Annotated in this window: 17 protein-coding genes; 4 read left to right on the top strand and 13 right to left on the bottom strand. The window is 69.3% G+C overall.

The genetic code is table 11. The features are described 5' to 3' along the window. Positions 1-5: 5 nt before the first annotated feature. Positions 6-494: a hypothetical protein gene (locus tag ACZ54P_RS28940; protein WP_465464731.1), complete on the bottom strand. Its 489-nt coding sequence runs from the start codon at positions 492-494 to the stop codon at positions 6-8. 124 nt (positions 495-618) lie between these two features. Between ACZ54P_RS28940 and ACZ54P_RS28935 the strand changes: the two genes are divergently transcribed. Beyond that, positions 619-3372, top strand: coding sequence for an AfsR/SARP family transcriptional regulator (locus ACZ54P_RS28935; protein ID WP_465464730.1), 2754 nt, complete (start codon positions 619-621; stop codon positions 3370-3372). On the opposite strand, the gene ACZ54P_RS28930 is transcribed toward ACZ54P_RS28935, so the two are convergent. The 8 genes from ACZ54P_RS28930 to ACZ54P_RS28895 all read right to left on the bottom strand — a co-directional run bounded on the left by ACZ54P_RS28930 (position 3353) and on the right by ACZ54P_RS28895 (position 14345). Continuing rightward, complete coding sequence (locus ACZ54P_RS28930) at positions 3353-4150, bottom strand: alpha/beta fold hydrolase (protein ID WP_465464729.1); 798 nt, start codon at positions 4148-4150, stop codon at positions 3353-3355. The two genes, ACZ54P_RS28935 and ACZ54P_RS28930, sit on opposite strands and share 20 nt — an antisense overlap. 71 nt (positions 4151-4221) lie before the next feature. Then, a complete protein-coding gene (locus ACZ54P_RS28925) occupies positions 4222-5370 on the bottom strand; it encodes an epoxide hydrolase family protein (protein ID WP_465464728.1) in 1149 nt (382 codons plus the stop codon). 99 nt (positions 5371-5469) lie between these two features. Beyond that, positions 5470-7815 (bottom strand): polysaccharide lyase 8 family protein, encoded by a 2346-nt coding sequence (locus ACZ54P_RS28920; protein WP_465464727.1) that lies wholly within the window; start codon positions 7813-7815, stop codon positions 5470-5472. 107 nt (positions 7816-7922) lie between these two features. After that, the gene (locus tag ACZ54P_RS28915) at positions 7923-9380 is read right to left on the bottom strand and encodes an aldehyde dehydrogenase (NADP(+)) (protein ID WP_465464726.1); all 1458 of its coding nucleotides are present in this window, start codon (positions 9378-9380) and stop codon (positions 7923-7925) included. Positions 9381-9394: 14 nt separating this feature from the next. After that, positions 9395-10540 carry a hypothetical protein gene (locus ACZ54P_RS28910; RefSeq protein WP_465464725.1) on the bottom strand — a complete coding sequence of 382 codons (1146 nt, stop codon included), beginning with the start codon at positions 10538-10540 and terminating at the stop codon, positions 9395-9397. Positions 10541-10544: 4 nt separating this feature from the next. Next, the gene (locus ACZ54P_RS28905; RefSeq protein WP_465464724.1) at positions 10545-11801 is read right to left on the bottom strand and encodes a glucarate dehydratase family protein; all 1257 of its coding nucleotides are present in this window, start codon (positions 11799-11801) and stop codon (positions 10545-10547) included. A gap of 2 nt (positions 11802-11803) precedes the next feature. Next, positions 11804-12787 carry a 5-dehydro-4-deoxyglucarate dehydratase gene (locus ACZ54P_RS28900; RefSeq protein ID WP_465464723.1) on the bottom strand — a complete coding sequence of 328 codons (984 nt, stop codon included), beginning with the start codon at positions 12785-12787 and terminating at the stop codon, positions 11804-11806. Between the two features lie 46 nt (positions 12788-12833). Beyond that, positions 12834-14345 carry a sodium:solute symporter family protein gene (locus tag ACZ54P_RS28895; RefSeq protein WP_465464722.1) on the bottom strand — a complete coding sequence of 504 codons (1512 nt, stop codon included), beginning with the start codon at positions 14343-14345 and terminating at the stop codon, positions 12834-12836. 152 nt (positions 14346-14497) lie between these two features. On the opposite strand from ACZ54P_RS28895, the gene ACZ54P_RS28890 reads away from it, so the two are divergent. The 3 genes from ACZ54P_RS28890 to ACZ54P_RS28880 all read left to right on the top strand — a co-directional run bounded on the left by ACZ54P_RS28890 (position 14498) and on the right by ACZ54P_RS28880 (position 17734). Next, complete coding sequence (locus tag ACZ54P_RS28890; protein WP_465464721.1) at positions 14498-15313, top strand: IclR family transcriptional regulator; 816 nt, start codon at positions 14498-14500, stop codon at positions 15311-15313. Between the two features lie 40 nt (positions 15314-15353). After that, on the top strand, positions 15354-16178 hold the full coding sequence (locus ACZ54P_RS28885; protein ID WP_465464720.1) for an NAD-dependent epimerase/dehydratase family protein: 825 nt from the start codon (positions 15354-15356) through the stop codon (positions 16176-16178). 161 nt (positions 16179-16339) lie between these two features. Beyond that, entirely contained in the window at positions 16340-17734 is a 1395-nt protein-coding gene (locus tag ACZ54P_RS28880; RefSeq protein ID WP_465464719.1) for a flavin monoamine oxidase family protein, read from the top strand. A 68-nt stretch (positions 17735-17802) separates the two neighbouring features. Here ACZ54P_RS28880 and ACZ54P_RS28875 read toward each other — a convergent pair whose 3' ends face one another. The 4 genes from ACZ54P_RS28875 to ACZ54P_RS28860 all read right to left on the bottom strand — a co-directional run bounded on the left by ACZ54P_RS28875 (position 17803) and on the right by ACZ54P_RS28860 (position 25393). Continuing rightward, positions 17803-18774: a peptidylprolyl isomerase gene (locus ACZ54P_RS28875; protein WP_465464718.1), complete on the bottom strand. Its 972-nt coding sequence runs from the start codon at positions 18772-18774 to the stop codon at positions 17803-17805. 184 nt (positions 18775-18958) lie between these two features. Beyond that, entirely contained in the window at positions 18959-19900 is a 942-nt protein-coding gene (locus tag ACZ54P_RS28870) for a hypothetical protein (protein ID WP_465464717.1), read from the bottom strand. Positions 19901-20067: 167 nt separating this feature from the next. Next, entirely contained in the window at positions 20068-21483 is a 1416-nt protein-coding gene (locus ACZ54P_RS28865) for a M1 family metallopeptidase (RefSeq protein WP_465464716.1), read from the bottom strand. 19 nt (positions 21484-21502) lie between these two features. Continuing rightward, positions 21503-25393: a Pls/PosA family non-ribosomal peptide synthetase gene (locus ACZ54P_RS28860; RefSeq protein ID WP_465464715.1), complete on the bottom strand. Its 3891-nt coding sequence runs from the start codon at positions 25391-25393 to the stop codon at positions 21503-21505. Between the last annotated feature and the right edge of the window lie 111 nt (positions 25394-25504).

Below are 25504 nucleotides of genomic sequence, written 5' to 3'. Positions count from 1 at the left end.
GCCGCTCAGGGCAGGACGTCGGTCACGGTGTCCTTGATGACCTGCCACTTACCGTGTTCGCGCACCAGCGTCAGGCTGATCGTGTAGTGCCGGTCGATGTTCTGTGACGGCGCCTTGTAGTAGGCGTCAAGGAGCGCGAAGCCCATCTTGCAGTCCTCGACGACGGTGTGCGTGACCGTCCACGGCATGCTCCACTCGTACGGCAGTTTGAACTGCACATCGACCACCGGCTCCACGTTGTCCTGATAGCCGATGATCAGCTGCCCCTTGCGCCCGACGGTCACCATGTTCTGGTGGATGATCGCCCGGTAGCGGGCCTCGTCACGCTTGTTGAAGCTGTCCATGTCCTCCCAGACGGCGCGGTCGAACGAACGCTGGCAGGCCTGCCGCTCGCTCTCGGCCCGCTGCTCGCCCGCGGTCGCCGCGGCGGGCACGCCGATCCCCGCCGCCACCACGACCAGCCCGGCCAACGCCGCGTAATACCGCTTGCGCATAGGGTTCTCCTCATCACGTCCGATACTTCGTCCACCAGCAGGTTCGCCGGACGGCGCATCACAGCTGCATCACTTCCGCATCGGTGCGAGCGCGTGGCCGGTTAACCTCGCGGGAGGGGGTGTGATGGAGTTTCGGGTACTGGGGCCGGTGCAGTGCCGGACGGGCGCGCGGCCGCTGAAGCTGGCGGGTCCACGGCAGGAGCGGATCCTGGCCGCGCTGCTGCTCGGCGCCGATCGCGTCGTCTCGGTTTCCCGGCTGGTGGACGTCGTCTGGGACGAGGACCCGCCCGCCACGGCCATCCGGCAGATCCGCAACCTCACCACCGCGCTGAAGCGCACACTCGTCGCCGCGGGCGCCGACGAAGTCCTGACCGCCGAAGGGCCCGGCTTCGTCCTGCGCCCGCCTTCTTTCGATCTGCGCTCGTTCGAGAAGCATGTGGCACGCGGCCAGTTCCGCGAGGCGCTCGCGTGCTGGCGCGGGCCTGCACTGTCCGGTGTGGACAGTGCAGTTTTGCGCGGTGAAGCCGATGAGCTTGACGAACGCCGTCTGTCCGTTGTGGAACGTTGTTTCGACGAAGAGATCTCCGCCGGTGAGGACCGTGTCGCGGAACTGACCGCGCTGGTCGCCGAGCACCCGTTCAGGGAGGCGTTCGCCGGACTGCTCATGCGCGCGCTCCACCAGCAGGGCAGACAGGCCGACGCGCTGAACGTCTACCGGCGGACCCAGACGCGGCTGGTGGACGAACTCGGGATCGACCCCGGACCGAAATTGCGCGAACGCTACGAGCGGATCCTCCGCGACGAACCGGAGTACGGCAAGGCCCGCTGCTTCCTTCCTTACGACGTCCCGGATTTCACCGGCCGCGCAGCCGAGATCCGCCGCCTTTCCGACGCCGTCCGACTCGGCCGCCCCGTGGTGCTCGACGGGATGGCGGGCGTCGGCAAGACCTCGCTCGCTGTCCACGTCGCGCACCGGCTCGCCGCCGATTTCCCCGACGGACAGCTGTTCGTGGACCTCCACGGCCATTCCCCCGGACGGGAACCACTTCCGCCCGAGGCCGCGCTCGAAGCCCTGCTCGGGCAACTGGACGTCCCCGCGAGCAGGCTCCCCGGCGGAGTGGACCGGCGAGCCGAACTATGGCGGACCAGGACGGTCGGCCGGTCGCTGCTCGTGGTGCTCGACAACGCCGCGAGCGCCGAACAGTTGCGGCCGCTCCTGCCCGGTTCGGCCACGGTCGCCCTCGTGGTCACCGGCAGGCGGCGGCTGGCCGCCATCGACGGCGCCGCGTCGATCAGTCTCGACGTCCTGTCCGACGAACAAGCGAGCGCCCTGTTCACCGCGGCGTCGGGACGGCCGGACTCGGGAGTGGCCGCGCTGTGCGGGAACCTGCCGCTGGCGATCCGGATCGCGGCGGCCCGGCTACAAAATCGTCCACAGTGGACCGTGGAAACCCTCGCCGAACGACTGGGGTCCGAACACGACAGGCTGGCCGAGCTGAAGATCGCCGGACGCGACGTCGCCGCCGCGTTCGCCCTGTCCTATCAGGAACTGGAGGCCGGACGGCAGCGTATGTTCCGGCTGCTGGGAAGGAACCCGGGTACCGACATCGGCGTACCCGCGGCCGCCGCGCTCGCCGGGGTCAGCGAGTCCGAAGCCGAGCGGCTGCTGGAAGACCTGCTCGACGCCCACCTGCTCAGGCAGCCTTCACTGGGCCGGTACTCGTTCCACGACCTCATCGCCGAGCACGCCCGCAACGCCGCGCACGACGAGGAATCGGTTCCGGCGTTGAGCAGACTGCTCGATCACTACCGCGACGGCGGCGGCGACGGCTGGTACGCGGCGGAACGGGCCAACCTGGTCGCGGTGACCCGCCACGCCTTCGAGGCCGGTCACGATGACCATGCCTGGCGGATCGCCGAGAACACCGCGGAACACCTCCGGGAGAGCGGGCATCTCGACGAACTGCTCGCCGTGGCGCGAACCGGCGTCGCCGCCGCCCGCCGGATCGGCGACCCGCACCCGATCCAGCGGAGCCTGGCGAGCCTCACCTTGGCCTTGTGGGAGAACGGGCGGCTCGCGGAGGGGATGCGCTGCGCGCTGGAGCGGCTGGACGTCGTCCGCACGTCCGGTGACCGCGCCGCCGAGGCGACCGCTCTCTCCAGAGCGGGCGCGTTGCACGGCATGCTCGGCCGCTACCCCGAGGCGATCCGGTTCTATCGCGACGGCCTCGCCGCGGCGGAAGGGACCGCCGACCGCGAAACCACCGCCACGCTCTGGAGCAACCTCAGCAACGTGCAGGAAACCCTCGGTCTGCTGGACGAGGCACTGGTCTCCGCCCGGCGGTCGGTAAAACTACGCGAGGATCCCCGGAACACGGTCCTCAGTTCGGCGCAGCTCGGTCTGGTCCTCGCCCGGCTCGGCCGGTTCGAGGAAGCGTTCGAGGTCACCGAACGCTCGATCGGCTCGGCACGGGGACTCGGTTACCTGTTCGGCGAGGCGTGGAGCCTAATCGACCACGCCGACGCCCTTCTGCTCGCCCATCGGCCGGGCGAAGCGCGCGAGCACGCCGAACGCGCGTGCGGCATCCTCGCCCGGCTCAACCATCCGCTGCTGCTGACCATGGCGGCCAACAGCCTGGGTACCGCCTGTCTCGCACGCGGCGAAGCGACGGCGAGCCTGGCGCGGCACCGCCTCGCGCTCGAAACGGCGAAGCGGATCGGCTACCGGCTGCAGGAGGCCCGCGCACTGGCCGGGATCGGACAGGCCCGCGCCGCGCTCGGCGAGGAGGCCGACGCCGAGCTCCGGGCGGCGCGCGGCCACTACGGCGCGATGGGCCTGCCCGAACCGCTGCTGGTCGTCACCGGAGGAATTCGGTGAGCAGGCCGCGCAGGGCGTCCGGCTGCTGGAGGACGCCGTGGTCCTGGCCTTCGACGGTGGCGTGCCGGGCACCGGGGACGGTCTCGGCGACGGCACGAGCGGCGGCGCGCATCCACGCGTCGCTTTCGCCGCCGTCCATGACCAGCGTGGGTGCGGTGATCTTGGCGAGCCTGCCGGCGGGAAGGACGTTGCCGGGACCGCACAGCGCGAGGTCGTAGGGCAAGGTGTGGGCGAGTCCGGCGAACCACGCCCAGAACGCGTCCTCCCGCATGCCTTTGACGACCTCGGCCGGGGTGGCCGTCGCTTCGACCAGGAACAGCTCCGCCGCGTCGTCGCGATCGCCGTCGGCGATCAGCGCCCGGACGCGGTCGAAGAGGTCGGACGCGGGCTTCGGACGGCTGTCGTCGACGATGTACGGCGGCTCGTACACCGCGAGGCTGGTCATAGAGACGCCGCGGGCGGCCGCTTCCAGCGCCAGCACCGCTCCCGACGAGTGCCCGAAGACCGCCGCCGAACCGCCCACGCGGTCGATCACCGCGGCGAGGTCCTCGACCTCGCGTTCCACCGAATAGACCGCGCCCGCGCCACTGTCGCCCCGGCCACGCCGGTCGTAGGCGATCGCGGTGAAGTCCGCGGCCAGCGTCGTGGCCAGTCCGGCGACGGTCGTCCGGTCGTTGAAAGCGCCGCCGACCAGGATCACCGGCGTGCCTTCCCCGGTCCGCTCGAAGGCGATCAGGGTGCCGTCGGCCGAGGTCACGGTCTCGAATGTGGTGGTCATCGGTTCCTCCTGCTGGGATCTCGCGCCGCTATCTTCGCCCATGGGTCGGAGCCGACGACCACCGCTCGACATCACCGCCGAAGTTCTCCGAAGAATGCGCGGATCTCGGTCACCACGTCTTCCGGGACGGCCATCGCGACCATGTGGCTGGGACTCTCGTGGTCGGCCCAGCGCACGATGTCGTTCTTGCGCGAGGCGATCTTGCGCAACGCGGCCGGGCCGCCGTGCGAGACGCCGGTCGGGACCACGGTCTGGTCCATCGGCATCGCGGCCGCGCCTTCGTAGTACGGCCACAGCGAAGTGCCACCGGTCGCGGTCAGCCAGTACAACGTCACGTTGGTGAGCAGCAGGTCACGGTCGATCGGCTCGGCGGGACCGGCGCCGTCGGGCCAGCCGTCGAACTCCTTGAACCGTTCGACCAGGTAGGCCAGCTGCGCGACCGGCGAATCCAGGAAGCCGAAGCTCAGGGTCTGTGGCCTGTTCGTCAGGTACGGTGCGTACCCGCTACCGCCCGCGAAGCGTTCCATCAGCCCCGTGAGATCGGCCTGATCCTGTTCCGTAAGCCCTTCGAAGTCGGCAGGGTCGCCCATCGGCACGCCGAGTCCGGAGGTGATGTGCGAGCCGATGACGTGCTCGGGCGCGTGCGCCGCCAGACACGGCGTCACCAGCGCGCCGGCGTCGTTCCCGTGTGCGCCATAGCGTTCGTAGCCGAGACGGCTCATCAGTTCCGCCCAGGTCCGCGCCACGCGCGCGATGTCCCACGGCCGCTCGTCGGCCGGTTCCGGGAAGGGCGAGAACCCGAAACCGGGCAAGCTCGGCGCGACCACGTGGAACGCCCGGGAAGGATCGAGACCGTGGGCTCGCGGGTCGGTGAGCGGGCCGAGGACGGACAGGAACTCGGCGATCGAGTTCGGCCAGCTGTGCGTCATGACCAGCGGGATCGCGTCCGGTTCCGGCGAGCGGACGTGGAGAAAATGCACACGCTGGCCGTCGATCTCGGTGGTGTACTGCGGGAAATCGTTGAGTCGCTTCTCCCATGCGCGCCAGTCGTAGCCGTCCCGCCAGTACTCGGCCAGATCCTTGAGGTAGGCGACCGGGACGCCTCGGCTCCATTCGGCACCGGGCAGCGCCGACGGCCAGCGGGTACGGGCGAGGCGGTCGGTGAGGTCGTCCAGATCGGACTGGGGGATGTCGATGCGGAACTGCTCGATGTCGGTCATGAGATGACCGTAGGAGCCATATAGGACAGCTCGTGTCCTAAAGCCTCGTGAGTGGTAATGACGGTTCTAACCGTCATTACCACTCACGAGGCGGGCGGCTCATCGGCCGAGTGAGATCACCTGCGTCGCACCGAAGGTGTCCTTCACCGGCACCTCGACGGTCTTGCGCCGCACCGTCACCCGGATGACGTCCTGCCGCTGCGTCGGATCGGAAACGGCCAGCTGCCAACCGTTCTTTCCGCGACCCAGTGCCACCGACGCCGGACCGGTCACCGACACCTCGTCGACCGAACCCGCGGCGAAGAAGTTCGCCAGCAGCGTCGCGTCCCACAGCCGGACGGCCTGCACGGTCGGGGTGTTGGACCGCACGCGCCACGCCCAGGCCGAGGCGATCGTCTCCAGCACCGACGCCGTCGGCAAAACGGCGTAGGCATAACTCGCGCCCGCGGGTCTCGTCCCGTGCTCGATCACCAGTTTCTGGTAACGCCGGGTGTAGGGCACCGTGGTGCCCTTGGTGTTGGCTCCCTTGTCGACGTCGCGCCAGGTCCCCGTCCGGTCCTCGCGCAGCGCGGTCACCTCCGCGTCGTCGAGCAGGATGTACCCGCCGACCTTCTCCAGATGCAGCCATCGCTTGCGCCGCAACGACTCCGAGCCGCCGACGAGGCGACCGTCCGCCAGCAGCACCCCCGAGCCGTTCTCCCCGAGGTTGCGGTTCTCGATCGTGGTGCGAACCCGCTCACCCGACGCGTCGGTGATGCCGGCACCGAGGCAGACCACCCCCGACGGCGTGAAGAACCATGACTTCTTCGCGGTCAGCGTGCCGTCCTGCGAGACGAAGTCGAGGGCGTGCGCGCCGTGCCGCGCGTCCCAGCGGACGCCGCCGCAGTGGGCCTTACTGGTCAGCGGCACCTGTTCCAGGGTCGGCGTCGGCCCGGTCTTGGTCGTGGTGCCCGGAAGCAGCAGCGGATCGACGGTCGGCCAGTAGGCGTCGGTGAAGTGTCCCTTGGCCTTGGGCACGAACAGATACAGCGAACCGTCGCCGGTGTACCAGCCGTGCAGGTTCATCGCGTTGACCGACTCGTAGCGCGAGATCCGCGTCGAAGCGACGCCGAGCGAGGCCGACCAGCCTTCGGTGATGTGCACCATCCGGTCCTGCTGGCCGAAGATCCGATGGGTCGCGACGGTCGGGGCCGGCCGGATGCCGGTCGCCAGCAGCTCCTGCGCGAACTCGATGCCGGGAACGCCGACGAGATCCGGTCCCGGTGCGAACCGCTCGGGAACGGGGATTTTCAGATAGGGCGCGAAAGTGTCCTCGGTGATCCACTTCGCGGCGAGCCCGCCGAGTTCTTCCTCGCGTTTCCCGCTCGCCGACCGCGCCAGCAGGACGACGGCACCGGTGAGCTGGTGTCCGATGTCGTGCGCGGATTCCCCCTGCCGGGAAAGGAACCGGCCGCGGACCGACTCCATCAGCGCGCCCGCGTAGACGAACGGGGCGAAGGTGTCGGACACCAACGCGTACGCCGCTTCCCTGACATCGGCGGGCAGCTCGAACTCCGTGCCCTTGGTGACGTGGATGGCGGCCGCGACCGCGGTGAGCAGGACGATCCCGTAGTGCCCGGGATACGGCACCGAATCGTGCTGGATGAACGAGCCGTCGGTGTGGAAACCGTCGCCCGCCGCACGGTGGAGTTTGGCGATGACGCTCGCCGCTCCCCCGCCTTCGACGTCGGTGAACGCCCCGACACCGCGCCGGATCCGCCCGGCGTCACCCAGCATCGCCCCGGACACGATGGCGATCGTCGACTTGTCCGCGCGGTTGGCGCCGGTCTCGACGACGTTCGGGTTGTTCGTGCGAAGGTTCGGGTTGCCGGAGAACTTCAGCACCGGCTTCAGGTACCTGGCGACCTCGTCCTGGGTCAGCTCGTCCGCCACCGTCGCGAGGATGTGCAGCAGGTAGAGCGGGATGCCGATCTCGTAGGTGTACCAGTTGCCGATCTCGGCGGTCTTCTCGCTGTACTGATCGCTGGTGTACAACAGTTCCAGCGCCGCCTTGAGCCGGCCGAGCACGGCGGGATCACCGGCCAGCACGCCGCCGGGGGTACCCCAGTTGACCGCGATCGCGCGCAGCCGCGCGTACATCGACGTGGTGAACTCGCTGCCCGGTCCGAGCGGGAGGTCCTTCCACAGTGGACCGCCGCCGACCGTCATGCCGTCGTGGTAGGCCTTCGCGACCCTATTCAGGTTCGCCAGCGCGGCGGTCCGCTCCTCCGACGGCCGGTTGATCCCGGTCTGCAGCTCGCGATAGCCGGTCACGATGGATGCCGTGCCCGACGCGGGGAGTGCCGACGAAGGGGTCGCGAGAGTGGTCGTGAGCGCGACCGTGGCGGCCGCCGCCGCACCTGAACGCAAGGCGGTTCTCCGGTCGATGCAACCGAATCCGGGCATGACGAGGCCTCCCAAGAGGTCGAAGACAACAACAAGGGGCGGCGGCGTGTAGTGGGCCTCGTGAGTGGTAATGACGGTTCTAACCGTCATTACCACTCACGAGTCTTCTAGCGTTTCCCGTCGGTCCTGCGGGGCAGGCCCCACGGGTTGTCCTCCTGCAACGGTTCCGGCAGCAGCGCGTCGGGGAAGCCCTGCCAGGCGATCGGGCGCAGGAACCGCTCGATCGCGGCGGTGCCGACCGAAGTGCTGGTCGGCGCGGTGGTCGCCGGGTAGGGGCCACCGTGTTCCTGTGCCCAGGTGACCGTGACTCCGGTCGGCCAGTCGTTCCACAGCAGACGGCCGGCGACGCGGGTCAGCGACGGGAGGACGGGACGGATCCAGTCCACATCGGACTCTTCGCCCTGGATGGTCGCGGTGAGCCCGGGTTCCATTACGCCGAGCAGGCTGATCAACTCGGCCTGGTCGGCGTAGGTGACGATCAGCGAGGCCGGGCCGAAGCACTCCTCGCGAACGGTGTCGGCATCGGCGAGGAAAGCCTTGGCGGTGGTGGCCAGCAGGGTCGCGCCGTGCGAGATCCCTTCCGTGCCACCGGACTCGGACAGCACCTCGACGCCGGTCACGGTACGCAGTTTCGCCAGTCCGTCGGCGAATCCGGCCGCGATGCGCTCGTTGAGCATCGGCTGAGCAGGGATCGCCGAGACGGCCTCACGCAGCGTGTCCTCCAGCCCGTGTCCTTCGGGAAGGAACAGCAGACCGGGCTTGGTGCAGAACTGACCGGCACCGAGGGTGAACGAACCCGCGTAGCCCTTGGCGATCGCTTCGCCACGAGCGTCGATCGCCGCCTGCGTCACGACGACGGGGTTGACACTGCCCAGTTCGCCGTAGAACGGGATCGGCGACGGCCGCGAGGTCGCGATGTCGAACAGCGCGCGCCCGCCCGGGACCGAGCCGGTGAACGACGCCGCCTGGATCCGCGGGTCCTTCAGTGCCGTCACACCGTTCTGCTGGCCGTGGATGACGGCGAAGATCCCCTCCGGGGCCCCCGCCTCGACCAGCGCCTCACGGAGGACTTCACCGGTACGGGCGGACAGCTCGGGGTGGCCGGAGTGCGCTTTGAGCACCACGGGACAGCCGGCGGCGAGTGCCGACGCGGTGTCGCCGCCCGCGACACTGAAGGCGAACGGGAAGTTGCTGGCGGCGAACACCAGCACCGGACCGATCGGCGTGAGCGACCGCCGGATGTCCGGCCGCGGGCCCATCGGCCACGCGGCGTCCGCGTGGTCGACGGTGGCGCCGAGGAACGCGCCGTCGGTCAGCACCTCGCCGAACAGGCGCAGTTGGAACGTCGTGCGCTTCAGTTCTCCCTGCAGGCGCGGGGAGGCCGGGAGGTGCGTCTCCTCGGCGGCCAGCGCGATCAGCTCGTCGGCGGCCGCGTCGAGGGCGTCGGCCGCGGCGTTCAGCCAGTCGGCGCGCTGAGCCGGCGTCGCGGCCGCCGCCGTGCCTGCCGCAGCGGAGGCGGCCGTGAGAATCTGGTCGAGCGTGGCGGGATCTGTTGCCTGGCTCATGGGTTCTGCGTCTCCTAGAGTTCTTGCGCGGCGCTGACGGCGGCGATGAGATCCGCCCAGCGCCCCGGGCCGGCGAGGCCGAGGTGGTACAGGTGCAATTCGGTGGCGCCTGCCTTGCGGAGTTCGGTGGTGTAGGCCTCGATGTCGGGCACCGGGCTCGCCGCCACCGCGGTGATGTAGCTGCCGACGGCGACCTTCCCCGGCAGTTTCGCCCGCGCGGTCGCGACGGCGCCCACGCTGGGACGGCCGGGCGCCCAGTTCTGCAGCACCACCGCGTCGACGTCCTCCGGGGCCGACGGCGTCAGTCCGGGCAGCGCGCCGGTGACCCACGGGTCCATCGCGCCGTGGAGCACGATCCTGGGCCCGGATGGGATCTTCGCGATCACTTCGCGCCGGAGCGCGTCCGTGGCCTTCTGCCGGGTGTCGAGCAGGACCTGCCGCAGGGTGGGCAGGATCTTGTCCTCGGTGGTGCGGAGATCACCGCCGTCGATCAGCCGACGGACCTCGGCACGCAGCTTGCCCAGCGCCTTCGCCGGGTCTTGGCCCGCCTTGGCCCATTCCTCCAGGCAGGCGTCGCAGCAGCAGATCGACAGCATCCGCGCCGTCGCGGGCGACCAGACGCCGTCGGTCTTCTCGTGCTGGTGCTGGTGCACGGCGCCGAGCGGCCCGCACGCCTCGAGGATCACCGAGGCGAAGTCGAGTCCGGCGAGGCTCTCCGCCGTCACGTTCGCGGCGTACTCGCGGACCGCCTGCTGCCCGGGGCACAGCGCCCACGGGTACCGCTCGCCGAAGCAGTTGCGCACGGTGAAATCGGGGAACTCTGTGCCCAGCTGGGAGTTGTGGGTCAGCACGAGCCATGCCGCCGCCGGGATGCCCGCCTCGTTCAGCGCCCGGACGGCGTCGCCCGCACTGTCCCGGCTCTCCATCCAGTCCGGTTCGGCGGGCCGCAGCTCTCCCCACGCCTCCTCGCGCACCGGCCGGTACAGCGCCGCGTGGCGCGCGACGACCGAGGTGCGGTCGGGCGACCAGGGTGTCGCCGCGCGGGCGCTGTGGTACGACACGGCGACGGCGACCTCGTCGACGCCGAGTTCCCGTACGCGCTCGACGAACCCGGGATCGTCGACGACGTCCCAGGGGTAGGCGTATCCGGTGGCCTTCACCCTGTCACCACCGCGCCGTATTCGGTTCGAAGTCTCCGACGAACTTCCGCATATAGGTCACGTCATCCCGTTTGGTCTGTCCACATCGGACGTAGTCTTCATGGGCCCGTGCCAGCGCGTCGGGGTCCAGTTCGACCCCCAGCCCCGGTTTGTCGGGCACCGCGACCGCACCGTCGACGAACTCCAGCGCACCCGGGGCGATGACGTCGGCCGTCTTCCACGGCCAGTGGGTGTCGCAGGCGTAGGTCAGGTGCGGCGTCGCCGCGGCCACGTGCACCATAGCGGCCAGACTGATCCCGAGATGACTGTTCGAATGCATGGAAAGCCCCACGTCGAAGCATTCCGCCGTGGTGGAGAGGGCTTGCGTGTCCCGCAGGCCACCCCAGTAATGATGGTCCGAAAGTATTACGCCGACCGCTCGCTGCCGGAAGGCCGGCTCGATGTCCGCGAAGCGCACGACGCACATGTTGGTGGCCAGCGGCATGTTCGCCTTCTCGGCGACGCGCGCCATCCCCTCGATGCCCGGGGTCGGGTCTTCGAGGTACTCCAGGACGCCGTCGAGTTCCTCGGCGACCCGGATGCCGGTGTCCACGGTCCACGCCGCGTTGGGGTCGATCCGCAGCGGGTGCTCCGGAAACGCCTCCGCGAGCGCGCGGATGCCGTCCATCTCCTGGTCGGGGTCGAAGGCACCGCCCTTGAGCTTGATGGAGCCGAAGCCGTACTCCTCGACCATGCGCCGCGCCTCGCCGACGAGCGCCTCCGGCGTGGTCACCTCGCCCCACGAGTCCTCTTCGGCGCCCAAGTGGGCACCGAACTTGTAGAACAGGTAGGCGGAGAAGTCGACGGCGTCGCGCGCCTTGCCGCCGAGCAGATCCACCACCGGCCTGCCGAGGTAGTGGCCCTGCGCGTCGAGCGCGGCCACCTCGAACAGCGAGTACACGCTGGCGACGGTCTTGCTGACGGAGAATCCGCCGGTGAGTCCGTGCGCGTCGGCGAAGACGACCTCGCCGAGAGTGGTGGCGACCTTCCGGCGGAGGCCGGGCAGGTCGAACACGTCCTGTCCCTTGAGTTCCGGCAGCACCTTCCTGACCTGCTCGAGGAAGGCGAGATCCCCATAGGACTCACCCAGGCCGACCACACCGTCCTCGCAGATCAGCTGGACGACGCCGCGCAGCGCGAAGGGCTCGTGCACGCCCATCGCGTTGAGCAGCGGCGGGTCGGCGAAGGCGACCGGGGTCAGGACGACGTCGAGAACCTTCATCTTCAGGCACCGGCCTCGACGGACTTGAGGACGGCGAAGCCGTCGTCGACGATCTTCTCCAGCCGGGCGATCTGGTCGGCGGTCGGTTCGACCAGCGGCGGCCGGACCGAGCCGACCTTGTCGCCGCGCAGCCGCGCGGCGGCCTTGACCAGCGACACGGCGAAGCCCCGTCCCTCGTCCCGCAACGCCACCAGCGGCAGGTAGAAGCCGGCGAGCAGGGCCTCCATCACCGCGTCGTCGTTTTCGGCGAGCGCGCGGTGGAAACGGGCCGCGATCTCGGGCGCGAAGCAGTGCACGGCCGAGGAGTACCGCACCACGCCGATGGCGGAGTAGGCGCGAGCGGAGACCTCCGCGGTCGGAAGACCGTTGAAGAACAGGAAGTCCCGCGCGCGGTCGGTGCCTGCGGAGCGGATCGTGGTGATGATCCGGCTCATCAGTTCGACGTCGCCGAAGCCGTCCTTGAGGCCCACCACCGAGGGGATGTCGAGGAGAGCGGCCGCGGACTCCGGGGTGAAGACCCCGGTGGAACGGTGATAGACGATCACCGGGATCGAGGAATCCCCGACGGCGTAACGAACGTGGTCGACCAGCCCCGACGGCGGGCCGGTGACCAGGTAGGGCGGCAGGAGGAGGACGCCGTCCGCGCCGTCCGCCTCCGCCGCCGCGATCCCGGCACGGGCCGACGACGCACCGCCGCCCGCCCCGACCCAGACAGGTACGCGCCCGGCGACGACCTCACGAGCCTTGCGCAGGATCGCCGCGTGCTCGTCCGGGGACAGCGAGCTGAATTCGCCCGTACCGCAGGCGACGAACAGCGCGCCGGCTCCGGCGGCCACGTGGCTCTCGACGTTTTCCGCGAACGCGTCGAGGTTGAGTTCCAGCCCCTCGGTGAAGGGGGTCAGCGGGAACGCCAGCAGGCCGTCGAGCTCAACTCGTGCTGATGAGTTCTCGGCGGGAATACGTGCCTCGAACTTGGGCTGTGCCATGGATTTCTCTTTCGTTCTTTGTGGTCGGTCCCGGGTTCGGGCCCGGTCAGGCAGGCACGGTGGTGCCGTCCTTGGTCTTGCTGGGTGTGACCTCGTCGTCACGGTCGATCATGTCGATGATCTCGTCGGTGCTGGCCCTGCGCTCGGGCATGAGGTAACCGAGCCCGATGAACAGCGCCAACGAGACCAGGATCGGGGTGGAGACGGTGACCGCGAGGGTGGCGTTGAAGCCGTAGTAAGCGATCGCGTAGGCGGTGAGACCGCCCGCCCAGGAGATCAGCGCCGCGCGGGAACCGGACCGGCGGAACCACGGGAGCATGCCGAGCAGCAGCGGCACCGAGATCGGGCCCATCAGCGCCGCGACCCAGAGCACCACGATACCCAGCACCCCACCGAGTTTGGGGGCCTGCGTGGCGACCGCCATGGTCAGCACGATGAAGATCGCGGTCGTGACGCGGGCGGCCAGCAGACCCTGCGCTTCGGTCCACCGCCGGGTCTTCTTGACCAGCACCGGCAGCATGTCGCGGGTGATGACCGCGGAGATCGCGTTCGCGTCGGACGACACCATCGCCATCGTGTGGGAGAAGATGCCTGCCAGCACCAGTCCGATCAGACCTGGGGGCAGGAACGTCGTCGTCATGATCGCGTAGGCGTTGTCCGGGTTCTCGATGTTCGGGATCAGCAGCGGTGCCGCGAACATCGGGAACATCATGAACAGCGGCCACACCAGGTACAGGATCGAAGAGAGCCGCGCGCCCCGGCGCGCCGCGTGCGTGTCCGGCGCGGCCATGTAGCGCTGCGCCAGGTTCCACATACCGCCGTTGTACTCCAGCGTTTTCACCAGCACGTAGACGAGCAGCACGACGGTGGTGAACTTCGACGTGGTCGGGTTGAGGTGGCTCGGCGGGAGGTCGCCCCACATCGTCCACAGCCCGGAGACGCCACCGAGCTTGCCCAGCACCACCCAGAGCATGGCGATGGCCGCGATGGCCTGGATGACGAACTGGCCGAAGTCGGTGAGCGCGTCGGCCCACAGCCCGCCGACGGTGCAGTAGACCAGTGTGACCGAGCCGGTGATGATGATGCCCCAGGTGTAGTCCACCCCGGCGAAGACGTTGAGGATCGTGGCGATCGCGAACCACTTCGCCGCGATGTCGAAGATCTTCAGCAGGCTTCCGCTCCACGCGAGCGCCTGCTGCGTCGGGACGTTGAACCGCCGCGCGAGGTATTCGAGCGGGGATGCCACGCCCACCTTCGACCGGAGCCTGTTCCACCGGGCGGCGAACAGCCAGCTACCGATGCCGACGCCGATGCCGATGCTGGCCATGCCCCAGAAATAGACGGTGATCCCGCTCGTATAGGCCACGCCCGCGTAGGCGACGAACAGCACCGCGCTGTAACCGGACATGTGATGCGAGATCCCGGTCAGCCACCAGGGCATCCGGCCCCCGGCGGTGAAGAAGTCCTTCACGTCGTGGATCCGTTTGTGCGACCACCAGCCGATCACGACCATCAACGCGAAATACGCGCAGACCATCGCCCAGTCGAGTACGTGCACCGCTGACTCCCTTCCGCGTCCACGATGATGCGGCCTACTGTTCACATCCATGAACGGAGTCTGTTATAGTGATTATGTTCATCCACAAGAACGCTGTTCGGGACGCTAATATGGCCGGAGTCACAAGTCAACGGCCGGATGGAGGAGCGCGGATGCCGCAGCAGGAAGCCCCCGCTGTCATGGTGGCGAACGGCGCGTCCGCGTCCGAGCCCGCCGGGGTGAAGTCGGCGCGGCGGGCGATCGACCTGATCGAGACCTTCGCCGCCAACGACGTCTGGCTTTCCCTTTCGGATCTCCACGCGCGCACGGGTTTCCCCAGGTCGAGCCTGCACGGGCTGCTGCGCACCCTGCTCGAAGTCGGCTGGCTGGAAGTGGACACCAACACCGCCCGCTACCGCCTCGGCGTGCGCGCGCTGATCTGTGGCACGGCCTACCTCGATCGCGACCCGGTCGTCCCGTTCGCGACAGAGGCGCTGGAGCGGATCCGGGAGAAGACCGGCTTCACCGCGCACTTCGCGCGCCGCGAGGGCACCGACGTCGTCTACTTGGAGACGCGGGAGTCGCGGCACTCGACACACCTCGTCTCCCGCGTCGGCCGCACGCTGCCCACCCACGCGACCGCGCTGGGGAAGGCCTTGCTGGCCGAACTGACGCACGACGAGATCGACGACCTCCTGACGGGAGAGCTGTCGGCGCTCACCCCGAACACCATCACCACGGTCGAAGCGCTGCACGCCGAATGCGCGAAGACCCGCGAACGCGGCTATGCGGCGGAAATCGAGGAAGGCAGCCTCGGTGTCCGGTGCGTGGCGGCCGTGATCCCCTACCGCATTCCCGGCACGGACGCGATCAGCTGCTCCATGCCGGTCACCGAAGTCACCGACGCCGACGCTCAGCGCGTCGGCGAACTCCTCGCCGAAATCACCGCCGAGCTCGGCCAGCAGCTGCGCCGCGCCGGTATCCGCTGATCATTCCCGTTCTTCTCGCACAGACAGACAAGGGGCTCCCATGGCAGACCAGCGCGTCCTGATCACCGGCTCGGCGGGCATCGTCGGCACCCTGATGCGGCCGCGGCTGCGTCGTTCCGGACGGGTGTTGCGCCTGCTCGACCTGGCTCCGCAGCCCGAAGCGGAAACCGGCGAGAGCGTCGAGTTGATCACGGGGTCGGTGACCGACCCGGAGGCGATGGCGAAGGCGTGCGAGGGCGTCGACGCGCTCATCCACCTTGGCGGCCACAGCCGTGAGAACTCGTGGGAAGCGACTCTCGACGTCAACATCAACGGCACCCACACCGTCCTCGAAGCCGCGCGGGCGGCCGGTGTTCCGCGAGTGATCCTGGCTTCCAGCAACCACGCCGTCGGTTTCCGCCGCAACGACGAAGCGGGCGAGAACGGTCTCCCCGCCGACTCGACGCCGCGGCCCGACACCTACTACGGCGTCAGCAAGGCGGCCATCGAATCGCTGGGCAGCCTGTACCACTCGCGGTTCGGCATGGACGTGATCGTCATCCGCATCGGCTCGTGCTTCGAAAGCCCGCTCGTGCTCGGTCCCCGCGGCCTGACCACCTGGCTCTCCCCCGACGACGGCGCCCGCCTGTTCGAGGCGTGCCTGAGCTATCCCTCGCCCGGCTACCGGCTGATCTGGGGCGTCTCCGACAACACGCGCCGGATCTACTCGCTCGCCGAAGCCGAAGAGCTGGGCTACAAATCGCTCGACAACGCGGAGACCTACGCCGACCAGCTGGCGGACAAGCCGGCGCCGACCGGTGCGGCGGCGGAGTACGTCGGCGGCCCGTTCTGCACGGCGCCGTTGGGAGCGCACAACCCGCTCTGAGGCACTCGCGTCCGGCCTGACGACGGTGGTTGACAGCCGCGGCGGTGGGCGGGAATGATCCACGCGCACAACTGAAGACGAAGTCAGCGCCATGGTGGTAGGTGGGTGCGCTGGTGTGTCCGCGCGCGTCGCGGACACGACCAACACACCCAGGAGGTCAAGTGTCCCACCATCATGCCGACATCGACATCGACATCGACATCGACGTGGTCGTGATCGGCGCCGGTATGGCCGGTCTCGTCTGCGCCGACCGGCTCCGTGCTCGCGGAGTCGGAGTCCTTCTTCTCGAAGCCCGCTCCCAAGTCGGTGGCCGTACGGCCGGCACCGAGGTCGACGGCGAGATCGTCGACCTCGGCGGCCAATTCATCGGGCCGGGTCAGGACCGGGTGTACGCGCTGGCCGCGGAGCTCGGCGTGGCCACCATCCCGACGTACACGGACGGCGAAAACCTACTCCGGACGGAGAGCGGACGGTTACGCCGTTTTCGGGGCATGGTGCCGAAACTCGGCCCGCTGGCGCTGCTCGATGTCGCGCGGATCCAGTATCGCCTCGACCGGCTCGCCCGCACCATCGACACCGAAGCGCCGTGGCGTAGCCCGAACGCGGCCGCACTTGACGGGCAGACTCTCCAGTCCTGGATCGCCCGCAGGGCGAGAACCCGGGGCGGCCGCCGATTCCTCACCCTTGCCTGCCAGGCCATCTGGGCCTGTGAACCGAGTGAACTGTCGCTGCTGCATGCCCTGTTCTCCGTGAAGTCCGGCGGCGACCTGTCGGCGTTGACCGACGTCGAAGGCGGTGCTCAGCAAGACCGCTTGGACGGCGGGGCCTACGGTCTGGCCATCAAACTCGCCGACCGGCTGGGCACCTCGCTGCGGCTCAACGCACCGGTCCGGAGGATCGAGCAGGTCGATTCCGGTGTCGTGGTCACCGTCGACGACGGCACCACCTGGCGGGCCGGCCACGTAGTGGTCGCGGTTCCGCCTCCGCTCGCGGCGCGGATCGTCTACCACCCACCGCTTCCGGCCGCACGCGACAACCTGCTGCAGCGACTGCCCATGGGCAGCGTGATCAAATGCGTCGCCACCTACCCGGAACCGTTCTGGCGGTCGGCCGGCCTCACCGGCGCCGCCCTCAGCTTGCGCGGCCCGCTCGCGCTGACCGTCGACAGCAGCCCGCCGTCCGGCCGTCGCGGCGTACTGCTGGGCTTCGTCAACGGCGCGTCCGCCCGAGACCTCGCCACCCGCTCTTCCGCCGACCGCCGGGCGGTCCTCCTCGGCGAACTGGTCCACCTGTTCGGTCCACAGGCCGCGGCACCGGTGCGCTTCGTCGAACGAAACTGGAACGAGGAACCGTTCGCCCGGGGTGGCTACTCAGCGGTGTTCCCGCCGGGTGCCTGGACGCGGCACGGCTCCGCGCTGCGCGCTCCTGTCGGCAGAATCCATTGGGCGGGAACGGAAACCTCGACGCACTGGTACGGCTACATCGACGGCGCGGTGCGATCGGGCGAAGCCGCGGCGGACGCGGTGACCACTCACCGAGTATCCGGCGAGGCGTAAAAGGCGCGGCGGCCGGGGGATCTCCTGCGTCCTGGTGAGCACGCCGGACGTTCCCCCGGCGACCGCGGTCAGCCCACCGCGATCGACTGGAACGTCACCGCGGTGTTCGGCGGTCCCGTCCCGTCACCAGGTCCCTTCGCCTCGTCCACCCCGCCGCGCGCGACCTTGTCCAGTACCTGCAGGCCCGCGTCGGAGATGCTTCCGAACACCGTGTACTCCGGCGGGAGTTCCGCTTCACCGAAGACCATGAAGAACTGGCTGCCGCCCGAGTCCGGCGCCTGCTTCTTCGCCATCGCGAGGACGCCCCGGCCGTATTTGAGTTCGGGGAAGACCTCGTCCGGGACGGTGTATCCCGGACCGCCCGTCCCGGTGCCCGCCGGGTCGCCGCACTGGAGCATCTGGAGTCCCGACGTCCCGAGCCGGTGGCACGAGTGCCCGTCGTAGTAACCCTGCTGCGCCAACGAGAGAAAGTTCGCCACGGTGCACGGCGCGAGGGCCCGGTCCAGTGTGAGCCCGATGTCTCCCGCGGTCGTCTTGACGGTGACATTCGTCGTGCCGCTCGCCGGAGTGGGTCCCGCCGCGGGCGGATTCACCTTCTTCGGCACCAAGCCACTGGTGTCCGACTGGTAGACGCAGCTCGCCGGATCCGGCAGCGGCGTCGCCCGTTTCGGCAGCGCGACCCGGTCCGCCGGGATCCGCACCGGACTCTGTGTCGTCGTCGTTTCCTGGCCACTCGAAGTCGGGGCCGGAGAGGACGAGGACGCGACGGCGCTCTTGCCCTTGGCGTCCGGCAGGAAGAACCCCGGCGCCACGAATCCGGTGATCGCCACGACGGCGACCACCACCACGAGCCCCAGCACGCCCAGCCCGATCCACAACGCCGTCTTGCTCGAAGACGACGGCGGCGGCGGTTGTTGCGGAGCGGCGTACCAGCCCTGTTGCGGATAGGGCTGTTGATAGGGCTGATACGGCTGCCCCTGCGGAGCCCCGGGGTCGGGCGTCTGGCCTTCGGGCTCGCCCGGCTGCGGCGGCTGGGACATCGGTGCTCCTGTCGTCCGGAGGAAGTTCAGGAACACTCTCGCGTATCGCCACGCGCGAAGTCACGGTGGGCTCAGGGCACCCACCGAATCGTGTTGATACGGCTCGGCGACCTGGCTCGTCAGGTGCGCGCGGTACCCACAGGTCGCCCTCACCGGCGCCTTCTCGCGCGCGGCCACCGGGGCGTCAGGCGACGCGATTCCTGCGAGCTTTGGCCGCACGGAACGCGGACACCAGTTCGGCGGCGACCTGATTCGGCTCCGTCCGCAATCGGCTGGGCAGTGTCTGGAGCACCGCGATACCTGCGGCCGCGTACCTACCGTTTCTCGCCAAAGTCGCGGCGTACTGCCGCTTACCGAAGTGGAAGTCATAGGAGTCGATCTCCCAGGCGAACTCCGCATCCACGAAATACGCATCGGGTGTCGCGACGTATTCACCGCGTTCGTCTCGTAGCTGATGATTCCAAAGCGGCTCGGGTAGACCGGTCGATCTCCACACCCGCATGGCGTCGACTTCCGCGACCGACCTGGCGCCGTCGGCGATCCGGTACAGAACTTCACGCGGCATCGCCGTACCGCGGCTGCTTCCGGCGTCGAGCTCCGCGAACAGGTCCGAAACGCGCACGCCGTGCTGGACCGTCTCGGCGAGCAAACTCGAAACCGCCTGTCGGGAACCGAGCCGACGACATTCATCGAGTACTGCCCGGACCAGAGGTGCCAGCGGTACTCCGCCGGTGATGACCGGTTGCGGCATCCGAGTCGTCCGCTCGACGACCACGTGTCCCGAACTCCCGATCTTGTGTTCAAGGGGGACGAGAAGGTGTACCAGGAACGGATCGTCCGGCAGCGCCCGCAATCCTTGCCGTCGGCAAGCGGCGGCTCCTGTCACCACCGCATCAGGTCCGGCGTACAGAAGAGCGGCATCCACCAGCTGCTTTCGCGTCGGCACGCCCGAATTGAGCAGGAGAACGCCGGGCAGCAGCCGCCGCCAAGGCCCACCCGGCCGACATCGCCGATAGCACGTCCTCGATGGGACGCCGAGTTCTCCGAGCCGGGCGACGGTGATCACGCCCTCACGGCTCCATTGGTAGAGGCCCTCAGGATCACGGGCCCACTCTCCGGCTTTCACCTCGTGATCGTCGGCCGATCGGGCTTCAGACCGCCAGCACCTTCTGCCGATCTGTGGACAACTCGCCACATCAGCCCCACTGTGGACAACTCCGCGGATGTCGCGAAAGCCACTTTCGAGACGTCAGATGTCCCGAAAGTGGCTTTCGCGACATCAGCGCAAGCGCCTCAAGGCAGCGGCGGTAGCGGAGGCAGCGCCGGAGCCTCCAGCCAAGCGGCGAAGAAGCCGGCGAGAGAGCGACCAGCGAACCGTTCAGCCAGCGCCACAAAAGCGGCGGTAGTCACCAAACCGTGCCGGTTCTCCGTCGCCCATGCCTTCACCAGCGGGAAGAAAACCGCGTCGCCGACGGTGCACCGCAAGGCGTGCAACAGAAGGCCGCCGCGTTTGTACACCCGCTCGTCGAACATCCGCGCCACCCCGGGGTCGGCGAGACGCAGATCCGCGGGCTTCGCCTTCATCCGCACGTGCCACGTCTTCGCCCACGAGTGCGCGCTCTGCCCGCCGGATTCCTCGGACCAGAGCCATTCCGCGTAGGTCGCGAAGCCCTCGTTCAGCCAGATGTGCCGCCAGTCCGCGACGGTGAGGCTGTTGCCGAACCACTGGTGCGCCAGTTCGTGGACGACGAGGCGTTCGTGGGTGCGCCGTCCGTCGACGTGGTTGGCGCCGAAGATCGACATGCCTTGCGCTTCGATCGGATCGTCGAGATCGTCGTCGGTGACCACGATGACGTACTCACCGAACGGGTAAGGCCCGAACAGCCGCTGCAGGGCGTCCATGATCTGGCCCTGCCGCCCGAAATCGCGGGAGAACGGCCGGCGCAGCCGCGGCGGCACGGCGGCCCGCTGCGGAACGGAAGCCAGCACCTGGTCGCCGACGAGGCTGATCCGGTACGCGGCGGCTTCCGGATGGGAGAACCAGCCGGGGATGGCGCCCGAGACCAGTTCGATGTCGTCGTACCGTCCGATTTGGACGCTCATCAGGTATGTCGGCGTCGGCTCGCGCCGTTCGAAGACCCACCGGGTGGTGCTCGCGCGACCGTGCCGCGACACCAGGTTCCCGGTGACCGCCACGACATACGGCGACGACGTCGTCAGCGCGACGCGGTAGGTCGCCTTGTCCGCCGGATGGTCGTTGCACGGGAACCACGACGGCGCACCGACCGGCTGGCTCGCGACGAGTGAGCCGTCGGTCAGTTCGTCCCAGCCGATGTCGCCCCACAGCCCGGGGATCGGGCGTGGGTTGCCGACATAGTGGATCTCCGCGACGAACTCGCTCCCATCGGGCAACGACTTCGCCGGCTTCACGTTCAGCTTGTGCCCGCGCCGCGTGTACTTGGCGGGTTTCCCGTTGACCAGCACCCGGTTGATCCGGAAATCGCCGAAGTCCAGGGTGAACCGCGACAGCGCCTGCGTCGCCTCGGCGGTGATCACCGCGGCGGCCGAAAGCCGGTTGGGGCCGATCTTGTAGTCCAGCTCGAGATCGTAGTGCCGGACACGGTAACCGCCGTTGCCGTGCAGGGGCAGATAGGAATCGCCGGAGGTGTCCGCGCCGGGCGAGGGTTGCGCGGAGGCCTTCGAAATCACCCGCGAAGACCCCGCTTCCCTACTTCGTCCAGGCCGAGATGGGATTCCCGAGCCACCGAGAGTCGGCGGGAACCGCGTCGCCCCGGGTCACCAGAGACCCCGGTCCGACGGTCGTCCGCGCGCCGATGCTCGCGCCGGGCAACACGATACCGTGCGGCCCGAGCGTCGCTCCCTCGTCCAGGGTCACCGGCGACATCGTCATGATCCGGTCGTGGAAAAGGTGCGTCTGCACGACACAGCCGCGGTTGATCGTCGCGCCGTCGCCGAGGCTGACGAGGTCCGATTCGGGCAGCCAGTACGTCTCCAGCCACACGCCGCGACCGATCTTGACGCCCAGGGTGCGCAGCCACGCGGGCAGCAGCGGTGTGCCGCCCAGTGAACCGACCAGCCACGGCACGGCGAGCGCCTCGACGAAGGTGTCGGCGAGTTCGTTGCGCCAGACGAACGAACTCCACAAGGGATGGTCGACCGCGCGGAACTTGCCCACCAGCAGCCACTTCATCGCGGTGGCGGTCAGCGCGGCGACGGCACCGGCGGCGAACATGAGCGGCCCGCCGAGCAACACGGCGACCAGGAAGCCGTACGCCGACGCCAGCGCGAAGATACCGGCGGCAACCAGCACGGTGAGCGCGACGCCGCACATCACCGGCACGATCCGGCACAGTTCGACCAGCGCGCGGGCCGCCTTCAGCCGCAGCGGCGGTGTGTAGGTGCGGCTCGTGTCGGATTCGCCGACCGACCGGCGGACCGGCAGCGGCGGCATCCCGAGGTACGAGGACCCCTTCTTCGCCTTCAGCGGCGTCGAAGACAGCACACCGACCAGCCCTCGCTTGGGGACGGAACGGCCGGGCGCGGTCATCCCCGAGTTGCCGAGGAACGCCTGCTTGCCGATCCGGGCGGGCGCGACGTGCAGCCAGCCGTGGCCGAGTTCGTAGGTGGCGACCATGGTGTCGTCCGCCAGGAACGCGCCACTGTCCACCTGGGTCATCTTCGGCACCGCGAGGACGGTGGACGCCTCCACGTTGCGGCCGACCTTCGCCCCGAGCAGCCGGAGCCACACCGGGGTGAACAGGCTGGCGTACAAGGGGAACAGCCCCTCACGCGCCATGCCCATCAAGCGTTCGGTCGCCCAGACCTGCCATGCGACGCGGCCGTGCACCGGGTGGTAACCCTCGACCATGCCGATGCTCAGCAAACGGACGCCCACCAGCACGAGCAGGGCGTAGGTCACGAAGTACGCGATGGTCGCGAGCGGGGTGAACAGCAGAGCCCGTCCGAGCGCGGCGCCCAGCGAAGGAGTACCGGCGATCGCGTAACCGAGGACCGCGACGGCAGGGAGCGCGGCGACGGCGGGCAGGAGACCGAGCGCGACCGAGGTCGCGCCGTAGACCGACGACCAGAACCGCGAACGCGGTGGGCGGCTCGACGGCCACTTCAGCGAGTCCTTGGTGGTCCGCGCCGCAGGGGCGCCTGCCCAGCGCTGCCCGGCGGGGACGACGCCGCGGACGGTCGACCCGGCCGCGATCTCCGCGCCCTTGCCGATCCGCGCGCCGGGGAACAGCGTGCTGCGCGAGCCGATCCGGGCGTCCGCGCCGATGCGGATCTTGCCGATGTGCACAAGATCGCCGTCCACCCAATGCCCGGTCAGGTCGACCTCGGGTTCGACGGCGGCACCACGGCCCAGTTTCAGCATGCCGGTGACCGGCGGCGGCGAGTGCAGGTCGACGTCCTTGGCGATACGCGCGCCGAGTGCCTTGGCATACGTCGTCATCCAGGACGCGCCCGCGACGCTGTCCGCGCCACTGAACTCGGCGAGCTTCTCGGCCGTCCACAGTCGCAAGTGGACACTGCCGCCACGCGGGTAGCTGCCGGGGCGGACCCCGCGCAGCAACAGCCGCGAGCCGGTCGCCGAGATCGCGATCCGGCCAGCCGGGCTGAACAGCACGACCCACGCGACGGCGATCCACGCCCAGTGCAGCGTCGGCGCCCAGCCGAAACCGGCGAGGGAGAGCACGTTCGACAGCGCCGCGGCGATCGTCGTCCAGCGCAGGCCGACCAATCCCATCAGCGGGATCATCAGCAGGGACTGAATGATCCCGGCTTTGCGCGGGGTCGGCACGATGTCGCGGCGTTCGGTCTTCTGGCCACTCAGCGCGTCCAGCAGCGAAGCCAGCGCGCCGAGCTTCGGGTTGGCGTAGATGTCGTTCACCGACACCTGCGGATGTCGCGTGCGGATCCGCGCGATCAGCTGCGCGGCCGTCAGGCTCCCGCCGCCGTTGGTGAAGAAGTCGGCCTTCGGGTTGCCGACCGAAACACCCAAGATCTCGGACCAGCCTTCGGCCAACCAGCTCTCCGTCGGCGAGAGCCCGGATTTCGCGGCGTCCACAGTGGACAGCGGCCAGGGCAGGGCGTTGCGGTCGACCTTGCCGGACGTCCGCGTCGGCAGGTCACCGACCAGCGCCAGCAGCGGGACGAGCGCGGCGGGCAGCTGCTCGCGCAGCCGGGTCGCGGCTTCGTCGTGGTCGAATTCGGTACCTTCGGCGGGCACGACATAGCCGACGAGAACCTGGTTCCCCGCCTTGGTGCGACGGATCGCGGCGGCCGCGCCCTGCACCCCGGGCAGCGCCTGGAGCGCGGCGTCGACCTCGCCGAGTTCGATCCGGCGGCCGCCGAGCTTGACCTGCTCGTCGAGGCGCCCGAGGAACAGCAGCCCCTCGGCCTCGGCGCGGACCATGTCACCGCTGCGGTACGCGCGGCGCCAGCCCAGCGAGGGCAGCGGCGCGAACTTCTCGGCGTCCTTCTCCGGGTCGAGGTAGCGGGCCAGGCCGACGCCGCCGATGACCAGCTCGCCGGTCTCCCCCATCGCGACCGGCTCGCCGGCCTCGTTGACGACGGCGAGCTGCCAGCCCAGGAGCGGCAGGCCGATCCGGACGGGGCCCTCACCGGTCATCTGCGCGGCGCAGGCGACGACGGTGGCCTCGGTCGGACCGTAGGTGTTCCAGACTTCGCGGCCTTCGACAGCGACGCGTTCGGCCAGTTCCGGCGGGCAGGCTTCGCCACCGAAGATCAGCAGACGGACGTCTTCGAGCGCGTCCGACGGCCACAGCGCGGCCAGCGTGGGGACGGTCGAGACGACGGTGATGCCCTGCGCGACCAGCCACGGGCCGAGGTCGACCCCGGTCCGCACCAGCGAACGCGGCGCCGGGACCAGGCAGGCGCCGTGGCGCCAGGCGAGCCACATCTCTTCACACGACGCGTCGAAGGCGACGGACAGACCGGCGAGCACGCGGTCGCCGGGGCCGATCGGCTCCTCGGTCAAGAACAGCTGGGCTTCGGCGTCGACGAACGCGGCGGCGGACGCGTGCGAGACCGCGACACCCTTCGGCTTACCGGTCGAACCCGAGGTGAAGATGATCCACGCGTCGTCGGCAGGGGAAGGAGTGCCTTCGACACCGCCGGGCGTGCCGGTGACGGTGATCGCGCCGCCATCGGTGACGACGGCGGCGACGTCGGCCTCGCCGAAGACCAGTTCGGCGCGCTCGTCGGGGTCGTCCGCGTCGACCGGCACGTAGGCGGCGCCGACGGACAGGATCGCGAGGATGGCGACGTACAGCTCGGCGGTGCCGGAGGAGATCCGGACGCCGACCCGGTCGCCGACGCCGACGCCGTTGGCGGTCAGCTTGCGGCCGTAGTCGTCGATCTCTTCGACGAGCTTGCGGTAGGACAGTGTGGTCTCGCCGTCGTCGATCGCGCCGGCGTTGGGGTGGCGGAGCGCGGTCTCGGCGAGGATGTCGATCAGGGTGCGCTCACCGGCGCCAGGCCCGGACCGGAACAGGGCGCGGTCGGCGACCGGGCTTTCCGCGTCATCGGCGGCACCGGCGGGCGGACGGGAGTCGGCGGTCAAGGTCATCGGGCTGTCACCACGGGCAGGAAAGAACCATGGGCGCTCAAGCCCATCACACACCTTTCGCGAAGTGCGTCATTCGGGCTCGCTCTCCGAATGAGGCGCCCGCTAACAGAC

This window comes from Amycolatopsis sp. NPDC034160, assembly GCF_055575355.1.
The sequence above is the reverse complement of the archived record's forward strand: the minus strand, read 5'-3'. Positions and strand labels throughout refer to the sequence as shown.

What these genes read in the sequence shown, in the direction of transcription:
- ACZ54P_RS28940 (WP_465464731.1), bottom strand. Translation starts at nt 494, where the DNA reads ATGCGCAAGCGGTATTACGCGGCGTTGGCCGGGCTGGTCGTGGTGGCG.
- ACZ54P_RS28935 (WP_465464730.1), top strand. Translation starts at nt 619, where the DNA reads ATGGAGTTTCGGGTACTGGGGCCGGTGCAGTGCCGGACGGGCGCGCGG.
- ACZ54P_RS28930 (WP_465464729.1), bottom strand. Translation starts at nt 4,150, where the DNA reads ATGACCACCACATTCGAGACCGTGACCTCGGCCGACGGCACCCTGATC.
- ACZ54P_RS28925 (WP_465464728.1), bottom strand. Translation starts at nt 5,370, where the DNA reads ATGACCGACATCGAGCAGTTCCGCATCGACATCCCCCAGTCCGATCTG.
- ACZ54P_RS28920 (WP_465464727.1), bottom strand. Translation starts at nt 7,815, where the DNA reads ATGCCCGGATTCGGTTGCATCGACCGGAGAACCGCCTTGCGTTCAGGT.
- ACZ54P_RS28915 (WP_465464726.1), bottom strand. Translation starts at nt 9,380, where the DNA reads ATGAGCCAGGCAACAGATCCCGCCACGCTCGACCAGATTCTCACGGCC.
- ACZ54P_RS28905 (WP_465464724.1), bottom strand. Translation starts at nt 11,801, where the DNA reads ATGAAGGTTCTCGACGTCGTCCTGACCCCGGTCGCCTTCGCCGACCCG.
- ACZ54P_RS28900 (WP_465464723.1), bottom strand. Translation starts at nt 12,787, where the DNA reads ATGGCACAGCCCAAGTTCGAGGCACGTATTCCCGCCGAGAACTCATCA.
- ACZ54P_RS28890 (WP_465464721.1), top strand. Translation starts at nt 14,498, where the DNA reads ATGCCGCAGCAGGAAGCCCCCGCTGTCATGGTGGCGAACGGCGCGTCC.
- ACZ54P_RS28885 (WP_465464720.1), top strand. Translation starts at nt 15,354, where the DNA reads ATGGCAGACCAGCGCGTCCTGATCACCGGCTCGGCGGGCATCGTCGGC.
- ACZ54P_RS28875 (WP_465464718.1), bottom strand. Translation starts at nt 18,774, where the DNA reads ATGTCCCAGCCGCCGCAGCCGGGCGAGCCCGAAGGCCAGACGCCCGAC.
- ACZ54P_RS28860 (WP_465464715.1), bottom strand. Translation starts at nt 25,393, where the DNA reads ATGACCTTGACCGCCGACTCCCGTCCGCCCGCCGGTGCCGCCGATGAC.